Below are 24,208 nucleotides of genomic sequence, written 5' to 3'. Positions count from 1 at the left end.
GCGTCAGGAGTGGTCTGCCCGGGGCTGGCCGCCTGCGGGCAAGCATCGGCATCGACGATAGCAGAGTTCCGCGCGCCAATGTGCAGGCGGCGCCTTGGGCGCGGCAAACTGTCCGATAATCACGGCATGTCACGGATATCCCACTCCGCCCATGACGCGCACGCCGAAGCCCCCGCGCACGACCCGGCCGCGGCCGGCGAGCAGGCATCGCGCCACCACATGCTGCGCTGGGCCTGGCGCCGCGGCAAGCCCATCCACGGCAACGCCGTGCGGCTGCTCCATGGCGGCCAGGATTTCTTCCCTGCGCTGATCGCCGCCATCGACCAGGCCGCGTTCCAGGTCATGCTGGAAACCTACATCTATGCCGACGACGACGTCGGCCGCGCGGTTGCCGACGCACTGGTCCGCGCCGCCGCGCGCGGCGTGACGGTACGCGTCACGGTGGATGGCTTCGGCGCCGGCGACATGCCCGCGGAGCTGGCCGAGCGCCTGCGTGCCGGCGGCGTACAGCTGCGCGTCTACCGCGCGCTGCGCGGCTTCCGGCTGGCGCGGCGCCACCTGCGCCGGCTGCACCGCAAGCTGGCGGTGATCGACCAGCACGTGGCCTTTGTCGGCGGCATCAATATCATCGACGACCACAACCACGGCCCATTCGAAGGCGCCAACCTGGGGCCGCGCTACGACTTCGCGGTACAGGTCAGCGGCCCGCTGGTGGACCGCATCACGCTGTCTTCGGAGCGGCTCTGGTGGCGGCTGTCGCTGCGCGAGGCGCGTGGCAGCGAGCGCGCCGCCGCGGTGGCCGACTACCCGCTGGTCACCGACCTGCCGCCGCGCCCGGAAGCGACCGGCGGGGTGCGCGCCGCGTTGCTGCTGCGCGACAACCTGCGCAACCGCCGCACCATCGAGCGCGAATACCTGCGCGCGCTCGGCGCCGCGCGCCACGACGTCATTCTCGCCAACGCCTACTTCCTGCCGGGGCACAAGATGCGGCGCGCGCTGCTGGCCTGCCGCGCGCGCGGCGTGCGCGTGCGCCTGCTGCTGCAGGGGATGGTCGAATACCGCTTGCAGCACTACGCCACCCACGCGCTGTATGCGTCGCTGCTCGAAGCCGGGGTCGAGATCTACGAGTACGCCGAGAGCTTCCTGCACGCCAAGGTCGGCGTGGTGGACGAAGCCTGGGCCACGGTCGGGTCGAGCAATATGGACCCCTTCAGCCTGCTGCTCGCGCGCGAGGCCAACGTCGCCGTTTATGATGCAGCCTTCGCCGCTGAACTGCGTACCGCGCTGGAACAAGCCATTGCGCACCGCAGCGCGCGCGTGCTGCCGGACATGCACGCACGCCGCTCGCCGCTGCACCGGCTCGCCAACTGGGCCGCCTATATGCTGCTGCGCCTGGGCGTGATCGTTGCCGGCGTGACCGGGCGCTACTGAGCCCGCCACGCACGGTGTGCGTTTGTTGCCATGCGGCAGCAAACGGGCCGCAACCGGTTGCCGCGCAAGCCATGACGGACATGCTGCATTGCAGTCCGTTTAGAAACAGCGGTCTAATTAAAAGCTTGATGGTCGACTGCTGGGCCAGAATAATCTGAACGACCGTTCTTTTTTGGCTTAGACTGCGTGCATTCGCGGTATGCACCGGCAATTCCGCCGGTCGGCCGCAAGCACTGAATGCAACGTCAGGGTCATACGCGGGGCCGCAGCAGGGCCCCGCAGAACGGAGAAAAAACATGCGACACCAGTCAGCCCGTCTCGAATCCGCCGCCGCCTCCCCCGCGCCAATGCGCAAGGGCGAGATGACGCGCGTGGCGATTCTGGATGCCGCACTGGAATTGTCGTCCCGCGACGGGCTCGAAGGTCTGACCATCGGGCTGCTCGCGGAACGCATGCAGATGAGCAAGAGCGGCGTGTTCGCGCATTTCGGTTCGCGCGAGGACCTGCAGGTAGAGGTGGTGCGGGAGTATCACCGCCGGTTCGAGCAGGAGGTGTTCTATCCCTCGCTGCAGGAGCCGCGCGGCCTGCCCCGGCTGTGGTCGATGGTGCGGCGCTGGATGGAAAAGCGCATCCAGGAAGTGACGACGGGATGCATCTACATCAGCGGTGCCGTGGAGTACGACGACCGCACCGGCAGCCTGGTGCGTGACGAGCTGGTCAAGAGCGTCACGATCTGGCGGGCAGCGCTGAATCGCGCCATCAACCAGGCCAAGGAAGAGGGGCACCTGCGCGCGGATTGCGATCCGCGCCTGATGCTGTTCGAGATGTACAGCCTTGAACTAGGCTTGCATCATGACGCCCGTTTCCTGCGCCTGCCTGACAGTGCCGAGCTTGCCATGGTCGCGCTCAACAAACTGATTCAGTCTTACCGTACCTGAGGTCGCCCCGGTCGGGCCGTCGCGCGCAAGCGGGACGGGCGGCGTGGCGGCATCGTATAACTCCAAGGAGTCTCAGATGGGCCAGTACACCGCACCGTTGCGCGACATGCAGTTCGTGCTCCATGAATTGCTCGGCGCCGAAGCCGAACTCAAGGCGATGCCGCCGCACGCGGACATCGACGCGGACACCATCAACCAGGTCATCGAGGAAGCCGGCAAGTTCTGCTCGGATGTGGTGTTCCCGCTCAACCAGGTGGGCGACCGCGAAGGCTGCACCTACGTCGGCGACGGCGTGGTGAAGGCGCCTGCCGGCTTCAGGGAGGCCTACCAGCAGTTTGTCGAAGCCGGCTGGCCGGCGCTGGCCTGCGATCCCGAATTCGGCGGCCAGGGCCTGCCGATCGTGATCAACAATGTGGTCTATGAGATGCTGAATTCGGCCGGCCAGGCCTGGACCATGTACCCCGGCCTGTCGCACGGTGCCTACGAGGCACTGCACGCGCACGGCACGCCCGAGCTGCAGCAGACCTACCTGCCCAAGCTGGTTTCCGGCGTCTGGACCGGCACCATGTGCCTGACCGAGCCGCATTGCGGCACCGATCTCGGCATCCTGCGTTCCAAGGCAGAGCCGCAGGCTGACGGTTCCTACCTGATTTCGGGCACCAAGATCTTTATCTCGGCCGGCGAGCACGACATGGCCGAGAACATCATCCACCTGGTGCTGGCACGCCTGCCGGACGCGCCGGGCGGCACCAAGGGCATCTCGCTGTTCGTGGTACCCAAGTTCATTCCGGATGCCAGTGGCAACCCGGGCGAGCGCAACGGCATCAAGTGCGGCTCGATCGAGCACAAGATGGGCATCCACGGCAACGCCACCTGCGTGATGAACCTGGACGGCGCGCGCGGCTGGATGGTGGGCGAGCCGAACAAGGGCCTGAACGCCATGTTCGTGATGATGAACGCTGCCCGCCTCGGCGTGGGCGCGCAGGGCCTGGGCCTGACCGAAGTGGCGTACCAGAACTCGCTGGCCTACGCCAAGGACCGCCTGCAGATGCGTTCGCTGACCGGCCCGAAGGCACCGGACAAGCCCGCCGACCCGATCATCGTGCACCCGGATGTGCGCCGCATGCTGCTGACGCAGAAGGCCTATGCCGAAGGCGGCCGCGCCTTCAGCTACTGGACCGCGCTGCAGATCGACCGCGAGCTGTCGCACCCGGACGAAGCGGTACGCAAGGAAGCCGGTGACCTGGTCGCATTGCTCACGCCGGTGATCAAGGCCTTCCTGACCGACAACGCGTTCACCTCCACCAACGAGGGCATGCAGGTATTCGGCGGCCACGGCTACATCGCCGAGTGGGGCATGGAACAGTACGTGCGCGATGCCCGCATCAACATGATCTACGAAGGCACCAACACCATCCAGGCGCTGGACCTGCTGGGCCGCAAGATCCTGGGCGATATGGGCGCCAAAATGAAGGCCTTCGGCAAGATCGTGCAGGAGTTCGTCGAAGCCGAAGGCACCAATGAAGCCATGCAGGAGTTCATCAACCCGCTGGCCGACATGGGCGACAAGGTGCAGAAGCTGACCATGGAAATCGGCATGAAGGCGATGGGCAATGCCGATGAAGTGGGCGCCGCCGCCGTGCCTTACCTGCGCGTGGTGGGCCACCTGGTGTTCTCGTACTTCTGGGCCCGCATGGCCAGGATCGCACTGCAGAAGGAAGGCAGCGGCGACAAGTTCTACACCGCCAAGCTGGCGACGGCGCGCTTCTACTTTGCCAGGCTGCTGCCGGAAACCGCCGCTGAGATCCGCAAGGCGCGCGCCGGTTCGGCCACGCTGATGGCGCTGGACGCAGACCTGTTCTGAGTCGACTCCACCCGTCGTTCCCGGCCGGGAACGACGGCTTCGCATCTGTCCAACGCTCACTAATCCAGGAGCGAGCATGTCCAATTTCATCGTCAAGAAAGTCGCCGTGCTGGGTGCCGGCGTCATGGGGGCGCAGATTGCCGCGCACCTGATCAATGCGCGCGTGCCCGTGGTGCTGTTCGACCTTCCCGCCAAGGAAGGCCCCAAGAACGGCATCGCACTGCGTGCCATCGAGAACCTGAAGAAGCTGTCGCCAGCGCCGCTGGGCATCAAGGACGAGGCCGGCCTGATCCATGCGGCCAACTACGAAGACGATATCGCGCTGCTGAAGGAGTGCGACCTGGTGATCGAGGCGATCGCCGAGCGCATGGACTGGAAGCACGACCTGTACAAGAAGGTCGCGCCGCACCTGGCCGCGCATGCGATCTTCGCGACCAATACTTCAGGCCTGTCGATCACCGCGCTGTCCGACGGGTTTGATGCGGACCTGAAGTCGCGCTTCTGCGGCGTGCACTTCTTCAACCCGCCGCGCTACATGCACCTGGTCGAGCTGATCCCGACCGCGACCACGCAACCGCAGATCCTCGACCAGCTCGAAGCCTTCCTGACCACCACGCTCGGCAAGGGCGTGGTGCGCGCCAAGGACACGCCCAACTTTATCGCCAACCGCGTCGGCATCTTCTCGATCCTGGCCGTGTTTGCCGAGGCCGAGAAGTTCGGCATTCCGTTCGACGTGGTCGACGACCTGACCGGTTCCAAGCTCGGCCGCGCCAAGTCCGCCACCTTCCGCACCGCGGACGTGGTCGGCCTGGACACCATGGCGCACGTGATCAAGACCATGCAGGACACCCTGCACGACGACCCGTTCGCGCCGGTGTACAAGACCCCGGCCGTGCTCAAGGGCCTGGTTGATGCGGGCGCGCTGGGCCAGAAGACCGGCGCCGGCTTCTACAAGAAGGAAGGCAAGGCCATCAAGGTGCTCGACGCCAGGACCGGCCAGTATGTCGATGCCGGCAAGAAGGCCGACGAGATCGTCGTGCGCATGCTGAAGAAGGAGCCGGCCGAGCGCATCAGGCTGCTGCGCGAATCGACCAACCCGCAGGCGCAGTTCCTGTGGGCAGTGTTCCGCGACGTGTTCCACTACATCGCCGTGTACCTGGAGCAGATCGCCGGTTCCGCCGCCGATATCGACCTGGCGATTCGCTGGGGCTTCGGCTGGAACTCGGGTCCGTTCGAAGACTGGCAGTCGGCCGGCTGGAAGCAGGTGGCCGAGTGGGTGAAGGAAGACGTTGACGCCGGCAAGGCGCTCTCCAGCGCGCCGATGCCAGCCTGGGTATTCGCCGGCCCCGTGGCCGAGAACCAGGGCGTGCACGCTGCTGCGGGCTCGTGGTCGCCGGCGACGCAGTCGTTCGTCGCACGCAGCTCGCTGCCGGTGTATCAGCGCCAGGCATTCCGCGCCGCGATCAAGGGCACCGCCGCGGCCGATCCGCGCACGGCCGGCCGCACCGTCGAAGAGAACGACGCCGTGCGTATCTGGGTGAGCGAAGGCCAGGACGACGTGCTGGTGGTTTCGTTCAAGAGCAAGATGAATACCATCGGGCCGGATGTGATTGACGGCCTGACGCGCGCCATCGACCTGGCCGAAGCCGGCTACAAGGGCCTGGTGGTGTGGCAGCCGACCTCGCTGCAACTGGGCGCGCCGGGTGGCCCGTTCTCCGCCGGCGCCAACCTGGAAGCGGCCATGCCCGCCTTCATGATGGGCGGCGCCAAGGGCATCGAGCCGTTCGTGAAGAAGTTCCAGGACGGCATGATGCGCGTGAAGTACGCCTCGGTGCCGGTGGTGTCCGCGGCGTCGGGCATTGCGCTGGGCGGCGGCTGCGAGCTGATGCTGCATTCGGCCGCACGCGTGGCCGCGCTGGAAACGTATATCGGCCTGGTGGAAGTGGGCGTGGGCCTGGTGCCGGCCGGCGGCGGCCTGAAGGAAGCCGCGCTGGCAGCCGCGCGCGCGGCGCAGGCCGCGGGCAGCACCAACTACCTGCAATTCGTGACCAGCCGCTTCCAGAGCGCGGCCATGGCCAAGGTCTCGGCCTCGGCGCTGGAAGCGCGCCAGATGGGCTACCTGCAGCTGTCCGACAGGATCGTCTTCAACGTGCATGAATTGCTGTACGTGGCGCAGAACGAAGTGCGCGCGCTGGCCAATGCCGGCTACCGCGCGCCGCTGCCGACGCTGGTGCCGGTGGCGGGCCGCTCGGGCATTGCCACCATCAAGGCATCGCTGGTCAATATGCGCGACGGCGGGTTTATCTCGGCGCACGACTTCCTGATCGCCAGCCGCATCGCCGAAGCGGTGTGTGGCGGCGACGTCGAGGCTGGCTCGCTGGTGAGCGAGGACTGGCTGCTGGCGCTGGAGCGCAAGGCCTTTGTCGACCTGCTCGGCACCGGCAAGACGCAGGAGCGCATCATGGGCATGCTGCAGACCGGCAAGCCGGTGCGTAACTAACAGGGCAAGCGAGGAACCGACATCATGAAACAACTGCAAGACGCATACATCGTCGCGGCCACCCGCTCGCCGATCGGCAAGGCCCCCAAGGGCGCGTTCAAGAACACGCGCCCGGACGACCTGCTGGCCACCATCCTGAAGGCCGCGGTGGCACAGGTGCCGAACCTGGACCCGAAGCTGATCGAAGACGCCATCGTCGGCTGCGCGATTCCTGAAGCGCAGCAGGGCCTGAACGTCGCGCGCATCGGCGCGCTGCTGTCCGGCCTGCCCAACACGGTGGGCGGCATCACCGTCAACCGCTTCTGCGCCTCGGGCGTGAGCGCGGTGGCGATGGCGGCCGACCGCATCCGCGTGGGCGAGTCCGACGTCATGATCGCCGCCGGCGTGGAATCGATGAGCATGGTGCCGATGATGGGCAACTCGCCGTCGATGTCGCCGGAGATCTTCACCCGCGACGAGAACATGGGCATTGCCTATGGCATGGGCCTGACCGCCGAGAAGGTGGCGCAGCAATGGCAGGTCAGCCGCGAAGACCAGGATGCGTTCTCGCTGGCCTCGCACCAGAAGGCCATCGCGGCGCAGCAGGCCGGCGAATTCAGGGACGAGATCACGCCGATCGAAATCGTCGAACGTTTCCCGGACATCGCCAGTGGCCAGGTGAGCGTGAAGACGCGTACGATCTCGCTGGACGAAGGCCCGCGCCCGGAGACCTCGCTGGAAGGCCTGGGCAAGCTGCGCCCGGTGTTTGCCAACAAGGGCAGCGTGACTGCGGGGAACAGCTCGCAGACCTCTGACGGCGCCGGCGCGCTGATCCTGGTCTCGGAAAAGATCCTCAAGCAGTTCAACCTGGTGCCGCTGGCGCGCTTCGTCTCGTTCGCGGTGCGCGGCGTGCCGCCCGAGATCATGGGCATCGGCCCCAAGGAAGCGATTCCGGCGGCGCTGAAGGCCGCGGGCCTGACCCAGGACCAGATCGACTGGATCGAGCTGAACGAGGCGTTTGCCGCGCAGTCGCTGGCGGTGATGCGCGACCTGGATCTGGATCCGGCCAGGGTCAACCGCATGGGCGGCGCGATTGCGCTGGGCCACCCGCTGGGTGCGACCGGTGCGATCCGCTCGGCCACGGTGGTGCACGCGTTGCGCCGCCACAACCTGAAGTACGGCATGGTGACCATGTGCGTTGGCACGGGCATGGGCGCCGCAGGTATTTTCGAGCGCGTTTAAACGCGCCTGCGGGGCGGTCCAGGGGCATTGCCGCCCCGGACCGTCACGCCCTTCTGTCAGGTGAAGAAAGCAGTACCGGGGGCTGCCGCCCGCAACGCGGGTCACCAGGTAGGGGAGACAACAATATGCAGGAGACGACAGCCATCCTGGCCGATGCCGCGTGCGATCTGCCGCGCGACGTCATGGCCCAGCTGAAGGTCCACACGATTCCGTTCCGCATCCGCGCGGGCGAGTATTTCGTCGCCGATACGCGCGACGAAGACGCGCTGCCCGCGCTCTACCAGCAATACCTGGTCGGCCGCCAGGACCACTACGCCGAATCGATCCCGCTGCTCGAGCGCGAACTGGAAGAACACCTGCTGCGCAACGTGGTGGCCCACTGCGACCGCGCCATCCTGTTCACCATCGCCAGTTCGCGCAGCAAGCTCTATGCGCATGCGAGCGGCGCGGTGATCGGCACCGTGGCGCGCAGCGTGCGCCTGCGCAGGGAAGCCGGGCGCACGGGGCTGTTCGACCTGACTGTGGTCGATACCGGCGCGATCGGCCCGGGCCAGGCGCTGATCGTGCGCGAAGCCGCGCGCATGGCCGCCGCCGGCGCCAGCCCGCAGGCAGTGCGCGAAGCGGTCGAGACGCGCATGCGCGATGCCGCCCACATGTTCCTGGTGCCCGACGAGCTGCTTTACATGTACACGCGCGCGCGCCAGAAGGGCGAGGGCAGCATCACCTGGGGCCGCTACGTGATGGGCAGCGCCTTCAATATCCGCCCGGTGGTGCGCATGCACCGCGGGCACACCGAGGCCATCGCCAAGGCGCGCGGCTCCGAGGAGGGCGCGCGCCGCGTACTGCAGCATGCCGAGCAGTGCATCCGCGGCGGTGGCCTGATGGTGCCGGCAATCTCGGTCTGCTATGCCGGGCCGCTCGACGCGGTGCGCGCGATGCCGGCGTTCCAGTCGCTGGAGCGCACCGCGCGCGGCCAGGGCGTGGAACTGATGCTGGCGCCGATGAGCCTGACGGTGGCGCTGAATGTGGGCGCGCGCGCATTCGGCCTGAGCTATTTGTCCGAATCGCCACCGCCCTTTGAATAACCCTCCCAGCAATGCATCCACAGACGAGGACACCATGAGCATCCGCACCGGCATCGAGCAGGGCATCCTGACCATCGAGTTCGACCGCATCGACAAGAAGAACGCCATCACCGCGGCGATGTACCAGGCCATGGGCGACGCGTTGCGCGAGGCCGAGACCGACCGCAACGTGCGCGCCATCCTGCTGCGCGGCAAGGCGGAGATCTTTACCGCCGGCAACGACCTGGAAGACTTCATGCAGCGCCCGCCGACCGCGGGCGAAGGCGCGGAGCAGGCGCCCGTGTTCCAGTTCCTCCACCAGATCAGCCATGCCACCAAGCCGATCGTCGCGGCCGTCAGCGGCGCTGCGGTCGGAGTGGGCGCCACCATGCTGCTGCATTGCGACCTGGTCTATGCGTCCGACACGGCCAGGCTGTCGCTGCCGTTCGTGCAGCTAGGCCTGTGTCCCGAGGCCGCTTCCAGCCTGCTGCTGCCGCGCCTGGTCGGCTACCAGCGCGCTGCCGAAAAGCTGCTGCTGGGCGAAGCCTTCGGCGCGCAGGAGGCGCTGGAGATCGGGCTGGTGACGCGCGTGCTGCCGGTGGCCGAACTGCATGACTTTGCGCTGCAGCAGGCTCGCAAGCTGGCGGCGTTGCCGGCATCGTCGCTGCGCGAGACCAAGCGGCTGATGAAGGCGGGCGACTTGGCCGCGGTTGAAAAGCAGATGGCCGACGAGGGCGCGGTGTTCCGCCGCATGCTGGTGGCGCCGGAGGCGAAAGAGGCGTTTGCGGCCTTCTTCGAGAAGCGGAGGCCGGATTTTACGAAGTTCGAGTAAGCCCCACGTCTGTTCAATCCCGCTTGTCTGCTCCTCTCTCCCACAAATTGGAGAGGGGAGAAAACAGCCAGCAAGCGCTGGCTTATCCCCTCAAGCCGACGGCAACACCCGCGGCAGCCGCGATTCATCCGTGGCCACATACGTCAGCGTGGCCTCCGTCACCTTGACGATCTCATTGCTGTGGCGCATCCGTTGCGCGTAGACCTCGACCGCGACCGTGATCGAGGTGCGGCCGGTCTTGACGATGTCGGCGTAGAAGCTGACCAGGTCGCCAACCAGCACCGGGTGCTTGAACAGGAAGGAGTTGACCGCGACGGTGGCCACGCGGCCCTGGGCGCGTTCCACCGCCGGGATCGAGCCGGCGATATCCACCTGCGCCATGATCCAGCCGCCGAACACGTCGCCGTGCACATTGGCGTCGGCGGGCATGGGCACCACGCGCAGAGCGGGATTCTTGCCGGCGGGCAGGGCGGGGACGGTGTCGGGAGCGTTCATGACGGTGTGTGGTGGACTGCGGAAGGGGGCGCGGCGCGGCGAATGACCCTGCACCTGCCACGAAATGCGAACTCTGCGACAATCGCGCATTGGCCCGAATTCTAACGTATGCGCCGCTATTCCACGACCGCTGAGCCGGCCCCCGCTCCTGCTTCCAACACGCTCTTCCCCGGTCAGCGCGCGCCGCGCAGCGACTGGCAGACGGTGCGCAACCTGCTGCCCTACGTCTGGCACTACAAGTGGCGGGTGATGCTGGCGCTGGCATGCCTGGTGGCCGCCAAGGTGGCCAACCTGGGCGTGCCGGTGCTGATGAAAAAGCTGATCGACAGCATGAACCTGCAGCCAGGCGACCCGCGCGCGCTGCTCGCCGTGCCGGTGGGGCTGATCGTCGCCTACGGGGTGCTGCGGCTGTCGGCGACGCTGTTCACCGAGTTGCGTGAGATCCTCTTTTCAAAGGTAACGCAGAGCGCCGTGCGCGAGATCGCGCTGCAGGTGTTCCGGCACCTGCATGCGCTGTCCCTGCGTTTCCACCTGGACCGGCAGACCGGCGGCATGAGCCGCGACATCGAGCGCGGCACGCGCGGCATCCAGTCGCTGATCTCATATTCGCTGTACAGCATCCTGCCCACGCTGGTCGAGATGGGGCTGGTGATCGGCTTCTTTATCCTGCACTACGACATCTGGTTCGCAGCCATCACCGGCTGCGCGCTGGCGGGCTATATCGTCTTTACCATCGTGGTGACGGAATGGCGCACGCATTTCCGCCGCCGCATGAACGAGCTGGATTCGCGCGCCAACCAGAAGGCGATTGATTCGCTGCTCAATTTCGAGACCGTCAAGTACTTCGGCAATGAAGAGTACGAGGCACAGCGCTATGACGAGAACCTGCGCAAATACCGCACCGCGGCAATCCGCTCGCAGAACTCGCTGTCGTTCCTGAACTTCGGCCAGCAGGCCATCATCGCGGTCGGGCTGATCCTGATCCTGTGGCGCGCCACCGTGGGCGTGGTTGACGGCAAGCTGACGCTGGGGGACCTGGTGCTGGTCAATACACTGATGATCCAGCTCTATATCCCGCTGAACTTCCTCGGCGTGATCTACCGCGAGATCAAGCAGGCCACCACCGACATGGACCGCATGTTCGTGCTGCTGGGCACAAACCAGGAGGTGGCCGACGCGTCAGGCGCGAAGCCGCTGCAGGTCAACGGCGCGCAGGTGCGTTTCCGCGACGTGCGCTTCAGCTACGAGCCGGACCGGCTGATCCTGGACGGCGTGGACTTCACCATCGCGGCGGGCACCACCACCGCGGTGGTGGGGCACAGCGGCTCGGGCAAGTCGACGCTGGCCCGGCTTCTGTTCCGCTTCTATGATGCCAACGGCGGCGCCATCGAGATCGACGGCCAGGACATCCGCGCGATCACGCAGGACAGCCTGCGCCGCGCCATCGGCATCGTGCCGCAGGACACGGTGCTCTTCAACGACAGCATCTTCTACAACATCGCCTACGGCCGGCCCGATGCCAGCCGCGACGAGGTCATCGCCGCCGCGCGCGCCGCGCAGATCGACACCTTTATCCGCGAGTTGCCGCAGGGCTACGACACGCCGGTGGGCGAGCGCGGCCTGAAGCTGTCCGGCGGCGAGAAGCAGCGCGTGGCGATCGCGCGCACGCTGCTGAAGAATCCGCCGGTACTGGTTTTCGACGAGGCCACTTCGGCGCTCGACTCGCGCACCGAGCAGGCCATCCAGGCCGAGCTGATGCGGCTGGCGCAGAACCGCACCACGCTGCTGATCGCGCACCGCCTGTCCACCGTCGTGCATGCCGATCAGATCCTGGTGATGGACCACGGCCGCATCGTCGAACGCGGCACCCATGCCGAGCTGATGCGCGCGGGCGGCCGCTACGCCGAGATGTGGGACATCCAGGCCCGCGCCGCCGCCAAGGGCGGCGAAGCGGTGGTTGCGGATGCGCTGGAACTCGACGTGGGCGACGCCACGCAGGACGCCTGACAGGACATTTTTGCCACCGCGCTGGCCACGCTGGAGCCGGAAGACGTGCTGCGCGTGCTGGGCGCATCGCGGCTGAGCAGGCCGGCGACGCGCACGTGACGAACAGCCGGGCGCGGGTGGATAATCCGCGTCATGGAAATCAAATGGCTTGAAGACTTCGTCAGCCTGGCCGAGACGCACAGCTTCTCGCGCTCGGCCGAGCTGCGCCACGTCACGCAGCCGGCGTTCTCGCGCCGCATCCAGTCGCTTGAGGCGTGGGTCGGCACCGAGCTGATCGACCGCTCGAGCTATCCCACCAGCCTGACCCCGGCCGGCAAGGTGTTCTACGAGCAGGCGCTGGCCATGCTGGCGCAGGTCAGCGAGACCCGTGCGCTGATGCGCGGCCAGCGCTCGGCCAACGCCCAGGTGCTGGAGTTCGCGGTGCCGCACACGCTGTCGCTGACTTTCTTCCCGGAATGGCTCAAGGCGCTGGAGCGCAGGATCGGCACGGTGCCGTGCCGGCTGCGCGCGCTCAACGTCCACGACGCGGTGCTGATGCTGGTGGAGGGCGGCTGCGACCTGGTGATGGTCTACCACCACGCGCGCCAGGCCATCCAGCTCGATCCGGCACGGTACGACATGCTGGTGCTTGGTACCGAACGGCTGTCGCCCTACAGCGTGCCGGATGCCGCCGGCAAGCCGCAGTTCCGGCTGCCCGGGACCGACAAGAAGCCGGTGCCCTTCCTCAGCTACACGCCCAACGCCTTCCTTGGCCGCATGGTCGACCTGCTGCTGGCCGACACCTCCGAGGCGCTCAAGCTCGACAAATGCTACGAGACCGACATGGCCGAGGCGCTCAAGGTGATGGCGCTGGCCGGCCACGGCATGGCCTTCCTGCCCGAAAGCGCGGTGCACGAGGACGTGGCGGCGGGGCGGCTGGTACGGGCCGAGTCGGCGCGCGGGCTGCCGCTGTCGATCGACATGGAAATCCGCCTGTACCGCGAGCGGCCGGGCGAGAACGGCAACGAACGCCGCGCCGGGGCGCGGCGCAAGCGCCAGCTGGTCGACCAGGTGTGGTCGACCTTGTCAGCGGCCCAGGCGGCCCCGGCCAGCCAGCCGGCCGGGGCTCCGGTTTCCGCCAGATGACAAGGTTATGCAGATTTTGCATGACCGGATGAACAAACGGCATTGGATTCGGGCGGGGCGCCGCCCCTAAGCTTGCGGGCATTCTCCACCCCGGAACCCACTGATGTCTTCCGCAGCACCGACCAATATTGCTGGCCAAAAGCACGCACTCCCGTCTTACCTCAATGCCGACAATCTCGGCCCCTGGGGCATCTACCTGCAGCAGGTTGACCGTGTCACGCCTTACCTGGGCTCGCTGGCACGCTGGGTCGAAACCCTCAAGCGCCCCAAGCGCGCGATGGTCGTCGACGTTCCCATCGAACTGGATAACGGCACCATCGCCCACTTCGAGGGCTACCGGGTGCAGCACAACCTGTCGCGCGGCCCGGGCAAGGGCGGCGTGCGCTTCCACCAGGACGTGACACTGTCCGAGGTGATGGCGCTGTCGGCCTGGATGTCGGTGAAGAACGCCGCGGTCAACGTGCCCTACGGCGGTGCCAAGGGCGGCATCCGCGTCGACCCGCGCACGCTGTCGCACGCCGAGCTGGAACGCCTGACGCGCCGCTACACCAGCGAAATCAACATCATCATCGGGCCGAGCAAGGATATCCCGGCGCCGGACGTGAACACCAACGCCCAGGTCATGGCCTGGATGATGGACACATACTCGATGAACTCCGGCAGCACCGCCACCGGCGTGGTGACCGGCAAGCCGATCTCGCTGGGCGGCTCGCTCGGCCGTCACGAGGCCACCGGCCGCGGCGTGTTCGTGGTCGGCTCCGAAGCCGCGCGCAATATCGGTCTGGAAATCAAGGGCGCGCGCGTCGCGGTGCAGGGCTTCGGCAACGTCGGCGCCGTGGCGGCCAAGCTGTTCCATGAGGCTGGTGCCAAGGTGGTGGCAGTGCAGGACCACCGCACCACGCTGTTCGACCCGGCCGGCCTGGACGTGCCGGCGATGATGGAATACGCCTCGCACAGCGGCACCATCGAAGGCTTCCGCGGCGAAGTCCTGCGCACCGGGCAGTTCTGGGAAGTCGACTGCGACATCCTGATCCCGGCCGCGCTGGAAGGCCAGATCACGGCCGAGAACGCGCCGCAGATCAAGGCCCGCCTGGTGATCGAGGGCGCCAACGGCCCGACCACCCCGGAAGCGGACGACATCCTGCGCGAGCGCAATATCCTGGTGGCCCCGGACGTGATCGCCAACGCCGGCGGCGTGACCGTGTCCTATTTTGAATGGGTGCAGGATTTCTCCAGCTTCTTCTGGACCGAGGAAGAGATCAATCAGCGCCTGGTACGGATCATGCAAGAAGCCTTCCGCGCAATCTGGCAAGTGGCACAGGACAACAAGGTGACGCTGCGCACGGCGGCGTTTATCGTGGCCTGCACGCGGATCCTGCAGGCGCGCGAGATGCGCGGCCTGTATCCCTGACAGGGCACGGGAAACGGGACGGGCACTGCCATGGTGCAATGCAATAACCGTCCCGGATCCCTTGGTTCATGACCGCCAGACGCGGTCTCCGGCAAGCGCCGGAGACCGCGTTGTCGTATTCGGATGTTGTGCGCAGTGATTGCCCGGAAGTGGGCTTCTAGGAGAAAACCCAGTTGTATTGCGGCGGATGCTGCGCAATACTGTTTCACCAGTGGGGGTTTTATCTCTAGAATCCCGCTTTCTCTTCATGGTCAAGGAGATGTTATGAATTTTGCCAAGTTGGCTGCCCTGATGATTGCCGGGGGTGTGATGTGCGGGACGGCACAGGCAGCTGAACAACTGACGGGCACGCTGAAGAAGATCAAGGACACCGGCGTCATTACGCTGGGCGTGCGCGAGTCGTCGATTCCGTTCAACTACAACCTGGGCGGCGTACGGCAAGTTGGCTACTCCTACGATATCAACATGAAGATCGTGGAAGCCATCAAGGACCAGCTGAAGCTGCCGAGCCTGCAGGTCAAGGAAATCCCGATCACCTCGCAGAACCGCATCACGCTGCTGCAGAACGGCACCATCGACATCGAGTGCGGCTCCACCACCAACAACCTGGAGCGCCAGAAGCAGGTTGCGTTCACCAACTCCATCTTCATCATCGGCACGCGCATCATGGTGAAGAAGGACGGGGGCATCAGGGACTGGAACGACCTGAAGGGCAAGAATGTCGTCACCACCGCGGGCACCACGTCGGAACGCCTGCTGCGCAAGATGAACGATGACCAGAAGCTGGGCATGAACATCATCAGCACCAAGGACCACGGCCAGTCGTTCCTGACGCTGGAGTCCGGCCGCGCGGTCGCGTTCATGATGGACGACGCGCTGCTGTACGGCGAGCGCGCCAAGGCCAAGAACCCGGCCGACTGGATCGTGGTGGGCAAGCCGCAATCGCGCGAGTCCTACGGCTGCATGATCCGCAAGGAGGATCCGCAGTTCAAGAAGCTGTCCGATACCGTGATCACCGGCATGATGAAGGACGGTGCGGTCAACACCCTGTACACCAAGTGGTTCATGCAACCGGTGCCGCCGAAGGGCCTCAACCTGGACTTCCCGCTGTCGGATGACATGAAGGCGCTGATCAAGGCGCCTAACGACAAGGCGCTGGACTGACCTGCCGTTGACAGCAGTGCGAAACGGAAGGCATGTCCTTCCGTTTCTTTTTGAGGACGCAACATGAACTACAGTTGGCATTGGGGAGTCTTCCTCGAACAGGCCGCCCAGAACGAGACCTACCTCGACTGGATGATCTCGGGCCTGAAGGTGACGCTCGCGCTGGGACTCTCGTCCTGGGTCATCGCCCTGGTCATCGGCTCGGTGCTTGGCGTGCTGCGCACCGTGCCCAACAAGTGGCTGGCGGGCATCGCCGCCACCTACGTCGAAATCTTCCGCAACATCCCGCTGCTGGTGCAGCTGTTCATCTGGTATTTCGTCGCGCCCGAGCTGCTGCCCGGCGGCGAGGCGATCAAGCAGATGAACCCGTTTGCACAGCAGTTCGTCGCCGCCATGCTGTGCCTGGGCACCTTCACCGCCGCGCGGGTCTGCGAGCAGGTGCGCTCGGGCATCAACTCGCTGGCGCGCGGCCAGAAGAACGCCGGCCTGGCGATGGGCTTCTCGCTGCCGCAGACATACCGCTACGTGCTGCTGCCGATGGCATTCCGCGTGATCGTGCCGCCGCTGACCTCTGAATTCCTGAACATCTTCAAGAACTCGGCGGTCGCATCGACCATCGGCCTGCTGGAACTGGCGGCACAGGGCCGGCAACTGGTGGACTACACCGCGCGCCCGTATGAATCGTTTATCGCGGTCACGGTGATGTACGCGCTGATCAACGTGACGGTGATGCTGCTCATGCGCTGGGTGGAAGCCCGCACGCGCGTGCCCGGCTTCATCGGCGGCAAGTAAGGGGGCGCCATGGCTTATTCCTTCGATTTCACCTCCATCAACCCCGCCACGCTGCATGTGCTGGGCGAGGGCATGTTGGTCTCGCTCAAGATCACCGTCACCGCGGTGGTGGTGGGCATCGTCTGGGGCACCATCCTGGCGATGATGCGGCTGTCGTCGTTCCGGCTGCTGAACTGGTTTGCGCAGGCGTACGTAACCATCTTCCGCTCCATCCCGCTGGTGATGGTGCTGCTGTGGTTCTTCCTGATCATCCCGCAGGTGCTGCAGAACCTGTTCAACCTGTCGCCGGCGACCGACCTGCGCATGACGTCCGCGCTGGTGGCGTTTGCGCTGTTCGAGGCCGCGTACTATTCCGAGATCATCCGCGCGGGTATCCAGAGCGTGTCGCGCGGGCAGATGTTCGCGGCGCAGGCAATGGGCATGACCTATGGCCAGTCGATGCGGCTGGTGATCCTGCCGCAGGCGTTCCGCAACATGGTGCCGCTGTTGCTGACCCAGGGCATCATCCTGTTCCAGGATACGTCGCTGGTCTACGTCAGCGCGCTGGCCGACTTCTTCGGCCAGGCCTACGGCATTGGCGAACGCGACGGCCGCATCGTCGAGATGCTGCTGTTTGCCGGCCTGGTGTACTTCATCATTTGTTTCTCCGCTTCGCTGCTGGTCAAGCGTTACCAGAAAAAGGTGGCTGTATGATCGAAATCAACAATGTCTCCAAGTGGTACGGCGCCTTCCAGGTGCTGACCGACTGCACCACCAAGGTCGCCAAGGGTGAAGTGGTGGTGGTGTGCGGCCCGTCCGGGTCGGGCAAGTCCACGCTGATCAAGACCGTCAACGCGCTCGAGCCGTTCCAGAAGGGCGATATCCTGGTCGACGGCACCTCGGTGGGCAATCCCAAGACCAACCTGCCCAAGCTGCGTTCGCGCGTGGGCATGGTGTTCCAGAACTTCGAACTGTTCCCGCACCTGTCGATCACCGAGAACCTGACCATCGCGCAGATGAAGGTGCTCGGCCGCTCCAAGGACGAGGCGCTGGCCAAGGGCCTGAAGTACCTGGAGCGCGTGGGCCTGAAGAGCCAGGCGGAGAAGTATCCCGGCCAGCTGTCGGGCGGCCAGCAGCAGCGCGTGGCGATTGCGCGGGCGCTGTCGATGGACCCGATCTGCATGCTGTTCGACGAACCGACCTCGGCGCTGGACCCCGAGATGGTCAACGAAGTGCTGGACGTGATGGTGCAGCTGGCGCAGGAAGGCATGACCATGATGTGCGTGACCCACGAAATGGGCTTCGCGCGCAAGGTGGCCAACCGCGTGATCTTCATGGACCAGGGCAAGATCGTCGAAGACGCCGACAAGGAAGAGTTTTTCGGCAATATCGAAGCCCGCTCGGAGCGCGCGCGCCAGTTCCTGTCGAAGATACTGCATCACTGACCGGCCTGGCAGGGCAAGAAAAAGGGACGCCTCGGCGTTAATGCCGTTCAGTTAAGGTCCCTATTGAGGAAGCGAACGGCATAGCGTGAAGGGCGGGACTTGACGACCCGGTCGCATGAGCGACCGGGTCGTTTCACATTGGGCAGCGACTTTAGGCGCTCGCGTAGGCGCTGCAGGCAGGCGGGCAATTTCGCGTAGGCTGGCGTGACAGCTGCCCACATCATCTCGTGCTGGATGACATGGAAGGCACGCACGAAGCTCATGTCAGTCGGCGCGAGCTTCGCTTCTCGGGCGGCGCTGGCCATCTCGCGACGAATCAGGTTGTAGGCGATCAAGGCGCCCCAGATTTCCTGGCATACCCCATCGACGGTTCGGCTACGCAGGGTCAGCTCCATGCCGAGCATCGACTGCTTCAGTTCCCGGTAGCTCGTTTCGATCTGCCAGCGCCGCTCGTAACTGGCGACGATGTCAGCAGGTTTGAAGCGTCGGCGATCGAGCAGCGACGTCAGCAGAATTCGGCTACGTCCGCGTGCATCGATCGTTCGGATTGCCCGCGCCTGCCAGAACTCCGGCAGCGCCGGACACTTCTTGCGTGCCTGCGGCGAGACACGCATGCGTACCGTGGCGTCCTCGGCCGTGCCGGCCGTCACCTCCCAGCGCGTGTTGGACTTGGCCGGAATCAGGAAGTGGCGGTTGTGCCCGCCCATCGTCAGACCGCACAGGATCTCGGCAGCCAGGAAGCCTTTGTCGAATACCGTCAGCGAATCATCCGGTATCTGCGGCAACAAGCCTTTGGCGTACACCATCTCATTGCTGTCATAGCGACCGAAGCTGGCACCTGCCACCAGGTGCGTGGGGATCGCAGTCAGCGTCACCATGCGCACCTGCGGATAGCTGGCGACCCTGCGAGCGTAAGCTTGGGCGCCAAAGTGCTCGCGGTTGGCAGGGCTGTCGGCTGTGCGTAGCGTCGTGCCATCCATCGCCCACAGGCTGAGTCCCTTGAGGGCGTAGTCGCTGGCGTCCTGCAGACTCCAGGCGCGCGCTGTTCGTTCGAACAGCCAGGCCAGCGGCGCCTCGCCAACGCGCTGGCGGGCTTGCGTCGCCGCGCTCTTGCTGACGAACGGCGCCACCTCGTCAGGCAGGGCCAGTTCCAGATTGTCGAGCACTTCGCTGATCGACCAATGGCGGTACATCGCCAGCGCAATCACCAGCCAGACCACCTGTTCAGCGGGCAATCGACGGCGACGGATACTTGCCGTTCCCGTCGCGTCTACCGCGCGCTCGATCCACTCGTACGGAAGATGCTCGGCGAGCCGACTCAAGTCGGCCGGCTGTTGCGCTTCGAGCAGGAAGGTCAGGTGACTGGAAAGCATCGCGCCCGAAAGTTAACACTTCGGCGCAGCGTTTACAACTTCCTCTGACGCTACATACAAAAATGCCGTTCAGCTCTTAACTGAACGGCATTAACGCCTCGGCGTCCCTTTTTTTTCGTTCCCGGTGGCTCAGGTGCAGGCTGTATTTGCGGCGTTCTTCGCCTGCACCTCCGGCGGGATCGGCACCGTCAGCGTCATGGTGGGGCGCCCGTCCTCGAACATGATCAGCTCGCCCGGGGCAAAGCGGGTCCAGGTCTCGTTGTCGGTCAGCGGCTGGGTGGCGATCACTGCCACGCGGTCGTCCGGCGTGGTGACCTGGGCGAAGTCGATCGACAGGTCGGCATCGATCAGGTGCGCGGTGGAGAACGGCCACTGCCGCACCAGGTAGTACAGGTGGGTCGAGCAATGCGCGAACAGCGCCTGGCCATTGCACAGCAGGAAGTTGAAGACCCCGTGCAGCGTGATCTCGCGGGTGATGTCGGCCAGCGCATGGCCCAGCTCGTTCAGCGGCGGCTGCGAGCCCGGAAAGCGCTTGCGCAGGCCCTGCATCAGCGTGCAGAAGGCCAGCTCGCTGTCGGTGTCGCCCACCGGCTGGTAGACGCCGGACAGGAACGGCGAGAAACCCTTCAGGTCGCCGTTGTGGGCAAAGATCCAGTGCCGGCCCCACAGCTCGCGCATGAAGGGGTGGCAGTTCTCCAGCAGCACGGTGCCCTGCGTCGCCTTGCGGATATGCGAGATGACGTTCTTGGACTTGATCGGGTAGCGCTTGATCAGGTCCGCCACCGGCGAGGTGCCGGCGGACTGGTTGTCGATAAACAGGCGGCAGGCCTTGTCCTCGAAGAAGGCGACACCGAAGCCGTCGGCATGGTGGTCGGTCAGGCCTCCGCGCGCGGCAAAGCCGGTGAAGGAGAAGGTCACGTCGGTCGGCGTGGCGCAGTTCATGCCTAGCAGCTGGCACATATCGGGGCACCGGTCGGCAGCGGGCTGCCGCTTTGCAATAGAATGCAGACATTATCCCGCGCCCCCGGGCCGCTGCCAAGCAGCGGGGCCCGGACGGCGCGCGGCGGCCGGCCATCCTGCACGTACCTCCCCAATAACCATGCGCCAATACAAGATCGCCGTGATTCCCGGAGACGGAATCGGCACGGAAGTCATGCCCGAGGGCATCCGCGTGATGGACGCCGCGGCGCGGCGCTTCGGCATCGATTTCCAGTGGGATCACTTCGACTTTTCCAGCTGCGACTACTACGCCCGCCACGGCAAGATGCTGCCGGACGACTGGTTCGACACGCTGGTCAAGTACGACGCTATCTATTTCGGGGCGGTGGGCTGGCCGGATGCCGTGCCCGACCATGTCTCGCTGTGGGGCTCGCTGCTGCAGTTCCGGCGCTCGTTCGACCAGTACGTGAACCTGCGCCCGGTGCGGCTGATGCCCGGCATCAGGAGCCCGCTGGCCGGCCGCCAGCCTGGCGACATTGACTTCTACGTGGTGCGCGAGAACACCGAGGGCGAATACTCCAGCATTGGCGGGCGCATGTTCCCGGGCACCGAGCGCGAGATCGTGGTGCAGGAAACCGTGATGAGCCGCACCGGCGTCGACCGCATCCTGAAGTTTGCCTTCGAGCTGGCCCAGAAGCGGCCCAGGAAGCACCTGACGTCGGCGACCAAGTCCAACGGCATCTCGATCACCATGCCGTACTGGGACGAGCGCGTCGAGGCAATGGCCGCGAATTATCCCGGCATCCGGGTCGACAAGTACCACATCGACATCCTGACCGCGCATTTCGTCCAGCACCCGGACTGGTTCGACGTGGTGGTGGCCAGCAACCTGTTCGGCGACATCCTGTCCGACCTGGGCCCGGCCTGCACCGGCACCATCGGCATCGCGCCGTCGGGCAATATCAACCCGGACCGCACCTTCCCCAGCCTGTTCGAGCCGGTGCACGGCTCGGCCCCGGACATTGCCGGGCGCGGCGTGGCCAACCCGATCGGCCAGATCTGGTGCGGCGCCATGATGCTGGAGCACCTGGGCCATGAAGAAGCCGGCGCCGCGGTGCTGGGTGCGATCGAGAAGGTGCTGGCAGCCGGACCCGGGCACGCGCCGCTGACGCGCGACATCGGCGGCAAGGCCGGCACGGCCGACCTGGGCCTGGCCATCGCGGAGGCGCTGTGAGCACGGCCGATCCGCGCGGACTCTTGCTGGACAGCTTCCACGCTGCCGTGGCGGCGGCCGATCCGCTGCGGATCGTGGCGCAGCACCTGCCGCCCCCGCATGCCGGCGGCCGCACGCTGGTGGTCGGCGCGGGCAAGGCGGCGGCGTCGATGGCCGCGGCGGTCGAGCGCGCTTATGCCGGCAAGGCCACGCTGGAAGGGCTGGTGGTCACGCGTTACGCGCACGGACTGCCGACCGACCATATCCGCGTGATCGAGGCCGGCCACCCGGTGCCCGACGAGGCCGGCGAGCAGGCCGCGGCCGATATCCTGGCCAGCGTGCAGTCGCTGACGCCGCAGGACCGGTTGCTGGTGCTGGTGTCGGGCGGCGGCTCCAGCCTGCTGTCGCTGCCGGCCGAAGCCGTCCCGATGGCCGACCTGAAGGCAACGACCCGGGAACTGCTGCGCTGTGGCGCGCCGATCACCGAGATGAACATCGTGCGCAAGCACATCTCGCGCATTCAGGGCGGACGGCTGGCGCAGGCAAGCCACGCGCCGGTGACCACGCTGATCGTCTCGGACGTGGCCGGCGACGATCCCAGCGCGATTGCTTCGGGCCCGACCGTGGCCGATCCGAGCACCTTTGCCGAGGCACTGGAAATCCTGCGCCGCTGGGGCGCGCAGGTGCCGGCCAGCGTCCAGGCGCACCTGGAGCGCGGCGCGCGCGGCGAGGTGCCGGAGACGCCCAAGCCTGGCGACGCGCTGTTCGCCCAGGTCGACAACCGCATGATCGCCACCGCCCACGGCAGCCTGGAGGCGGCCGCGGCGCTGTTCCGCGAACGCGGCATCACGCCGGTGGTGCTGGGCGATACCGTGACCGGCGAAGCGCGCGAGGTTGCCCGCGTCTACGCCGCGCTGGTGCGCGAGATTCGCGCGTACAATGCGCCGTTCGCCGCGCCCGTGGTGCTGATTTCCGGAGGTGAGTGCACGGTCACTTTGCCGGCCGGCGGCGGCACCGCCAAGGCGCGTGGTGGGCGTTGCTCCGAGTTCCTGCTGTCGCTGGCGGTCGAGCTGGATGGCATGCCCGGCGTGCACGCCATCGCTGCCGACACCGACGGCATCGACGGTTCGGAGGACAATGCCGGTGCGCTGGCCGATCCGACCACGCTGGCGCGCGCCGAGGCCGCCGGCCTCCCGGGGCTGCGCCAGCTGGACGCGCACGACGCCTGGGGCCTGTTCGATGCCATCGGCGACCTTGTGGTCACCGGCCCGACGCGCACCAATGTGAACGACTACCGCGCCATCCTGATTCTCTGATTTCGACGAACGCCCGCCGCCGCCGCGGCAGGCCCAAGCTAGCCATGACCCAGAAGCTCACCATCACCCGCCCGGACGACTGGCACCTGCACCTGCGCGACGGCGCCGCCCTGGCAGCCGTGCTGCCCGACACCGCGCGCCAGTTCGCACGCGCCATCATCATGCCCAACCTGAAGCCGCCCGTGACCACGGTGGCGCAGGCGCAGGCCTACCGCGCCCGCATCCTGGCGGCGCTGCCGGCCGGCATGCAGTTCGAGCCGCTGATGACGCTGTACCTGACCGACAACACCACGGCCGAAGAGATCGCCGCGGCCAAGGCCAGCGGCTTCGTGCACGGCGTCAAGCTGTACCCGGCGGGTGCCACCACCAACAGCGACGCCGGCGTGACCGATATCCGCCGCTGCTACGCGGCGCTGGAAGCGATGCAGCGCGCGGGCCTGCCGTTGCTGGTGCACGGCGAAGTGACCGACCCGAGCATCGACATCTTCGACCGCGAGGCCGTCTTCATCGACCGCGTGATGACGCCGCTGCGCCGCGACATGCCCGAGCTGAAGGTGGTGTTCGAGCACATCACCACCAAGGACGCTGCCGAATACGTGCGCGATGCCACCGGCCCGGTCGGCGCGACCATCACCGCGCATCACCTGCTCTACAACCGCAACGCCATCTTCACCGGCGGCATCCGCCCGCATTATTACTGCCTGCCGGTGCTCAAGCGCGAAACCCATCGCGAGGCGCTGGTGGCGGCCGCCGTCTCGGGCAGCCCGCGCTTCTTCCTGGGCACCGACAGCGCACCGCACGCGCGCGGGCTGAAGGAGCACGCCTGCGGCTGTGCCGGCTGCTATACCGCGCTACATGCGATGGAGCTGTATGCCGAAGCCTTCGACGCCGCCGGTGCGCTGGACAAGCTGGAAGCCTTTGCCAGCTTCAACGGTCCCGCCTTCTACGGCCTGCCGCGCAACAGCGGCACGCTGACGCTGGAGCGCGAGGATTGGGAACTGCCGGCCGAACTGCCCTACGGCGACACCACCCTGGTGCCGCTGCGCGGCGGCGAGACACTGCGCTGGAAGGCCCGCTGAGTCCTGCGGCACAGCCTTGA

At 66.2% G+C, this 24,208-nt stretch carries 20 protein-coding genes; 17 read left to right on the top strand and 3 right to left on the bottom strand.

What is annotated here, in order from left to right:
* Positions 1 to 78: 78 nt before the first annotated feature.
* The 7 genes from clsB to ACZ5MJ_RS15725 all read left to right on the top strand — a co-directional run bounded on the left by clsB (position 79) and on the right by ACZ5MJ_RS15725 (position 9,850).
* The gene (clsB, locus tag ACZ5MJ_RS15755; protein ID WP_464220589.1) at positions 79 to 1,431 is read left to right on the top strand and encodes a cardiolipin synthase ClsB; all 1,353 of its coding nucleotides are present in this window, start codon (positions 79 to 81) and stop codon (positions 1,429 to 1,431) included.
* A gap of 347 nt (positions 1,432 to 1,778) precedes the next feature.
* Positions 1,779 to 2,369, top strand: coding sequence for a TetR/AcrR family transcriptional regulator (locus ACZ5MJ_RS15750; RefSeq protein WP_209768496.1), 591 nt, complete (start codon positions 1,779 to 1,781; stop codon positions 2,367 to 2,369).
* 76 nt (positions 2,370 to 2,445) lie between these two features.
* Positions 2,446 to 4,233: an acyl-CoA dehydrogenase C-terminal domain-containing protein gene (locus tag ACZ5MJ_RS15745; RefSeq protein ID WP_464220588.1), complete on the top strand. Its 1,788-nt coding sequence runs from the start codon at positions 2,446 to 2,448 to the stop codon at positions 4,231 to 4,233.
* 76 nt (positions 4,234 to 4,309) lie between these two features.
* Positions 4,310 to 6,733, top strand: a complete 2,424-nt coding sequence (locus ACZ5MJ_RS15740) for a 3-hydroxyacyl-CoA dehydrogenase/enoyl-CoA hydratase family protein (RefSeq protein ID WP_464220587.1) — start codon at positions 4,310 to 4,312, stop codon at positions 6,731 to 6,733.
* 21 nt (positions 6,734 to 6,754) lie between these two features.
* The gene (locus ACZ5MJ_RS15735) at positions 6,755 to 7,954 is read left to right on the top strand and encodes an acetyl-CoA C-acyltransferase (RefSeq protein ID WP_464223737.1); all 1,200 of its coding nucleotides are present in this window, start codon (positions 6,755 to 6,757) and stop codon (positions 7,952 to 7,954) included.
* 125 nt (positions 7,955 to 8,079) lie between these two features.
* The gene (locus tag ACZ5MJ_RS15730; RefSeq protein ID WP_464220586.1) at positions 8,080 to 9,039 is read left to right on the top strand and encodes a DegV family protein; all 960 of its coding nucleotides are present in this window, start codon (positions 8,080 to 8,082) and stop codon (positions 9,037 to 9,039) included.
* Positions 9,040 to 9,073: 34 nt separating this feature from the next.
* Positions 9,074 to 9,850 carry an enoyl-CoA hydratase gene (locus ACZ5MJ_RS15725; RefSeq protein WP_464220584.1) on the top strand — a complete coding sequence of 259 codons (777 nt, stop codon included), beginning with the start codon at positions 9,074 to 9,076 and terminating at the stop codon, positions 9,848 to 9,850.
* Positions 9,851 to 9,940: 90 nt separating this feature from the next.
* Here ACZ5MJ_RS15725 and ACZ5MJ_RS15720 read toward each other — a convergent pair whose 3' ends face one another.
* The gene (locus tag ACZ5MJ_RS15720; protein ID WP_464220583.1) at positions 9,941 to 10,345 is read right to left on the bottom strand and encodes an acyl-CoA thioesterase; all 405 of its coding nucleotides are present in this window, start codon (positions 10,343 to 10,345) and stop codon (positions 9,941 to 9,943) included.
* Positions 10,346 to 10,453: 108 nt separating this feature from the next.
* Between ACZ5MJ_RS15720 and ACZ5MJ_RS15715 the strand changes: the two genes are divergently transcribed.
* The 7 genes from ACZ5MJ_RS15715 (at position 10,454) to ACZ5MJ_RS15685 (ending at position 18,268) form a co-directional block, all read left to right on the top strand.
* Entirely contained in the window at positions 10,454 to 12,352 is a 1,899-nt protein-coding gene (locus ACZ5MJ_RS15715; protein ID WP_464220582.1) for an ABCB family ABC transporter ATP-binding protein/permease, read from the top strand.
* 132 nt (positions 12,353 to 12,484) lie between these two features.
* Positions 12,485 to 13,477 carry a LysR substrate-binding domain-containing protein gene (locus ACZ5MJ_RS15710; RefSeq protein WP_464220580.1) on the top strand — a complete coding sequence of 331 codons (993 nt, stop codon included), beginning with the start codon at positions 12,485 to 12,487 and terminating at the stop codon, positions 13,475 to 13,477.
* Between the two features lie 103 nt (positions 13,478 to 13,580).
* Positions 13,581 to 14,888: a Glu/Leu/Phe/Val family dehydrogenase gene (locus tag ACZ5MJ_RS15705; protein WP_432259215.1), complete on the top strand. Its 1,308-nt coding sequence runs from the start codon at positions 13,581 to 13,583 to the stop codon at positions 14,886 to 14,888.
* Positions 14,889 to 15,152: 264 nt separating this feature from the next.
* Positions 15,153 to 16,052, top strand: a complete 900-nt coding sequence (locus ACZ5MJ_RS15700) for a glutamate/aspartate ABC transporter substrate-binding protein (protein WP_464220579.1) — start codon at positions 15,153 to 15,155, stop codon at positions 16,050 to 16,052.
* A gap of 63 nt (positions 16,053 to 16,115) precedes the next feature.
* A complete protein-coding gene (locus ACZ5MJ_RS15695) occupies positions 16,116 to 16,844 on the top strand; it encodes an amino acid ABC transporter permease (protein ID WP_464220578.1) in 729 nt (242 codons plus the stop codon).
* 9 nt (positions 16,845 to 16,853) lie between these two features.
* A complete protein-coding gene (gene gltK, locus ACZ5MJ_RS15690; RefSeq protein ID WP_464220577.1) occupies positions 16,854 to 17,537 on the top strand; it encodes a glutamate/aspartate ABC transporter permease GltK in 684 nt (227 codons plus the stop codon).
* Complete coding sequence (locus ACZ5MJ_RS15685; RefSeq protein ID WP_464220576.1) at positions 17,534 to 18,268, top strand: amino acid ABC transporter ATP-binding protein; 735 nt, start codon at positions 17,534 to 17,536, stop codon at positions 18,266 to 18,268. The genes gltK and ACZ5MJ_RS15685 overlap by 4 nt, the downstream gene beginning before the upstream one ends.
* A gap of 47 nt (positions 18,269 to 18,315) precedes the next feature.
* Here the strand turns inward: ACZ5MJ_RS15685 and ACZ5MJ_RS15680 are convergent, their stop codons facing one another.
* Both ACZ5MJ_RS15680 and ACZ5MJ_RS15675 read right to left on the bottom strand, forming a co-directional pair.
* On the bottom strand, positions 18,316 to 19,641 hold the full coding sequence (locus tag ACZ5MJ_RS15680; protein WP_202281445.1) for an IS4 family transposase: 1,326 nt from the start codon (positions 19,639 to 19,641) through the stop codon (positions 18,316 to 18,318).
* A gap of 129 nt (positions 19,642 to 19,770) precedes the next feature.
* The gene (locus ACZ5MJ_RS15675; RefSeq protein ID WP_042884080.1) at positions 19,771 to 20,601 is read right to left on the bottom strand and encodes a class II glutamine amidotransferase; all 831 of its coding nucleotides are present in this window, start codon (positions 20,599 to 20,601) and stop codon (positions 19,771 to 19,773) included.
* A 139-nt stretch (positions 20,602 to 20,740) separates the two neighbouring features.
* Between ACZ5MJ_RS15675 and ACZ5MJ_RS15670 the strand changes: the two genes are divergently transcribed.
* Genes ACZ5MJ_RS15670 through pyrC form a run of 3 tightly spaced genes read left to right on the top strand, consistent with a single transcriptional unit; the run spans position 20,741 to position 24,188 of the window.
* Positions 20,741 to 21,814, top strand: a complete 1,074-nt coding sequence (locus ACZ5MJ_RS15670) for a tartrate dehydrogenase (RefSeq protein ID WP_464220573.1) — start codon at positions 20,741 to 20,743, stop codon at positions 21,812 to 21,814.
* Positions 21,811 to 23,109, top strand: a complete 1,299-nt coding sequence (locus ACZ5MJ_RS15665; protein ID WP_464220572.1) for a glycerate kinase type-2 family protein — start codon at positions 21,811 to 21,813, stop codon at positions 23,107 to 23,109. The genes ACZ5MJ_RS15670 and ACZ5MJ_RS15665 overlap by 4 nt, the downstream gene beginning before the upstream one ends.
* Before the next feature lie 44 nt (positions 23,110 to 23,153).
* Positions 23,154 to 24,188 (top strand): dihydroorotase, encoded by a 1,035-nt coding sequence (pyrC, locus tag ACZ5MJ_RS15660; protein WP_464220570.1) that lies wholly within the window; start codon positions 23,154 to 23,156, stop codon positions 24,186 to 24,188.
* The last annotated feature ends 20 nt before the right edge of the window (positions 24,189 to 24,208 follow it).

The sequence above is a fragment of the Cupriavidus sp. LA-1 genome (assembly GCF_055385985.1).
This window is presented reverse-complemented; position numbering and strand designations above follow the sequence as displayed.

Bases quoted from the DNA above. Each gene is read 5' to 3' on its own strand.
- clsB (WP_464220589.1), top strand. From the start codon at position 79: ATGTGCAGGCGGCGCCTTGGGCGCGGCAAACTGTCCGATAATCACGGC.
- ACZ5MJ_RS15750 (WP_209768496.1), top strand. From the start codon at position 1,779: ATGCGCAAGGGCGAGATGACGCGCGTGGCGATTCTGGATGCCGCACTG.
- ACZ5MJ_RS15745 (WP_464220588.1), top strand. From the start codon at position 2,446: ATGGGCCAGTACACCGCACCGTTGCGCGACATGCAGTTCGTGCTCCAT.
- ACZ5MJ_RS15740 (WP_464220587.1), top strand. From the start codon at position 4,310: ATGTCCAATTTCATCGTCAAGAAAGTCGCCGTGCTGGGTGCCGGCGTC.
- ACZ5MJ_RS15730 (WP_464220586.1), top strand. From the start codon at position 8,080: ATGCAGGAGACGACAGCCATCCTGGCCGATGCCGCGTGCGATCTGCCG.
- ACZ5MJ_RS15725 (WP_464220584.1), top strand. From the start codon at position 9,074: ATGAGCATCCGCACCGGCATCGAGCAGGGCATCCTGACCATCGAGTTC.
- ACZ5MJ_RS15720 (WP_464220583.1), bottom strand. From the start codon at position 10,345: ATGAACGCTCCCGACACCGTCCCCGCCCTGCCCGCCGGCAAGAATCCC.
- ACZ5MJ_RS15715 (WP_464220582.1), top strand. From the start codon at position 10,454: ATGCGCCGCTATTCCACGACCGCTGAGCCGGCCCCCGCTCCTGCTTCC.
- ACZ5MJ_RS15710 (WP_464220580.1), top strand. From the start codon at position 12,485: ATGGAAATCAAATGGCTTGAAGACTTCGTCAGCCTGGCCGAGACGCAC.
- ACZ5MJ_RS15705 (WP_432259215.1), top strand. From the start codon at position 13,581: ATGTCTTCCGCAGCACCGACCAATATTGCTGGCCAAAAGCACGCACTC.
- ACZ5MJ_RS15700 (WP_464220579.1), top strand. From the start codon at position 15,153: ATGAATTTTGCCAAGTTGGCTGCCCTGATGATTGCCGGGGGTGTGATG.
- ACZ5MJ_RS15695 (WP_464220578.1), top strand. From the start codon at position 16,116: ATGAACTACAGTTGGCATTGGGGAGTCTTCCTCGAACAGGCCGCCCAG.
- gltK (WP_464220577.1), top strand. From the start codon at position 16,854: ATGGCTTATTCCTTCGATTTCACCTCCATCAACCCCGCCACGCTGCAT.
- ACZ5MJ_RS15685 (WP_464220576.1), top strand. From the start codon at position 17,534: ATGATCGAAATCAACAATGTCTCCAAGTGGTACGGCGCCTTCCAGGTG.
- ACZ5MJ_RS15680 (WP_202281445.1), bottom strand. From the start codon at position 19,641: ATGCTTTCCAGTCACCTGACCTTCCTGCTCGAAGCGCAACAGCCGGCC.
- ACZ5MJ_RS15675 (WP_042884080.1), bottom strand. From the start codon at position 20,601: ATGTGCCAGCTGCTAGGCATGAACTGCGCCACGCCGACCGACGTGACC.
- ACZ5MJ_RS15670 (WP_464220573.1), top strand. From the start codon at position 20,741: ATGCGCCAATACAAGATCGCCGTGATTCCCGGAGACGGAATCGGCACG.
- pyrC (WP_464220570.1), top strand. From the start codon at position 23,154: ATGACCCAGAAGCTCACCATCACCCGCCCGGACGACTGGCACCTGCAC.